This window comes from Arcicella aquatica (assembly GCF_034928825.1).
Classification (GTDB): domain Bacteria; phylum Bacteroidota; class Bacteroidia; order Cytophagales; family Spirosomataceae; genus Arcicella; species Arcicella aquatica.
Genome location: NZ_JAYFUL010000106.1, coordinates 1 through 1016 on the forward strand (window position 1 = coordinate 1; position 1016 = coordinate 1016).

The following is a 1016-nucleotide window of genomic DNA, read 5'->3' on the forward strand; positions in this document are numbered from 1 at the left end:
TGAATTGGTTTGTTAAGTTATACCCATTCACGTCTTACATTTATTAATTTTGTGTTATGAAAATACATACCAACGCAAGCTTAACACCTAAGCAAAGACAAATGATTAAAGATTTATATTCAACAGATAAATTTACACAGGAGCATTTAGCCAATCAATTCAATGTTACTCGTAAAACGATTAGCAAATGGCTAAGCCGTGCAACTGTTTTAGATGCTATTTGCACTCGTAAGTCAGTCATCAGCCGTATTACTCCTGAGTTTGAGGCAGATGTCAAATCTTATCGAGAGAACTTGATTACGAGCCATCATGGTAAAGTGAGAATTGCTTTTGAGTTAAGTGGTAAACACACTTGTAGTAATCCAAGTAATGTTTATAGAGTCTTAAAACGTCTTCAACTTAACCAAGCCAAACCTATTAAAGTACAAGTAGCCCAAAAACTTCCCGTGGGCAAACATCGCACTCAAATGGACATACAAACCTTACCAGCAATCAAGGGCAATGAGGGCTACGAGTATAAAATATCCATTATTCATCTATCAACCAGAATTAAATACTCTGAGATTCATCGCAACGGCGAACCGTGATAATTTTGAGAGCAAAACTATTGCCAAAGTATATGAGAGGTCATTAGAAAACCTCCCCCCTTTTTTATAACTTTTACAGATAATGCAATGTGTTTTACCATGAAATACGCTCATCATTCAACCTACAAAACGACATTTACAAAAACCGTTGAACAAGGTGAACGAATTCATGCTCTTATTCCGAAAGGGAAACCTTGGAAAAATGGATTTATTGAAAGGTCTAATCGAACAGATAAAGATAACTTGTTTAACAAAATTCAGTTTGTCGATTCAGAAGACCGAAAATATCAGCTTAAATTATGGGAAATGGAATATAATTTCCAACGACCACATCAGGGTATTGATAACTTAACGCCAATTCAAAAAGCACAAAAACAACATCCAATTTGGACGAAGTTTGCTCTGGGTATAACTTAACAAACCAATTCA

Annotated in this window: 2 protein-coding genes; both read left to right on the plus strand. The window is 35.2% G+C overall.

The annotated features are described in order from the left end of the window. The first annotated feature begins 56 nt into the window (after nt 1-56). Nucleotides 57-587, plus strand: coding sequence for a sigma factor-like helix-turn-helix DNA-binding protein (locus tag VB264_RS25010; RefSeq protein ID WP_323254135.1), 531 nt, complete (start codon nt 57-59; stop codon nt 585-587). A 99-nt stretch (nt 588-686) separates the two neighbouring features. Further along, entirely contained in the window at nt 687-1004 is a 318-nt protein-coding gene (locus VB264_RS25015) for an integrase core domain-containing protein (protein ID WP_323254137.1), read from the plus strand. Nucleotides 1005-1016: the final 12 nt, after the last annotated feature.

What these genes read in the sequence shown, in the direction of transcription:
- VB264_RS25010 (WP_323254135.1), top strand. Translation starts at nt 57, where the DNA reads ATGAAAATACATACCAACGCAAGCTTAACACCTAAGCAAAGACAAATG.
- VB264_RS25015 (WP_323254137.1), top strand. Translation starts at nt 687, where the DNA reads ATGAAATACGCTCATCATTCAACCTACAAAACGACATTTACAAAAACC.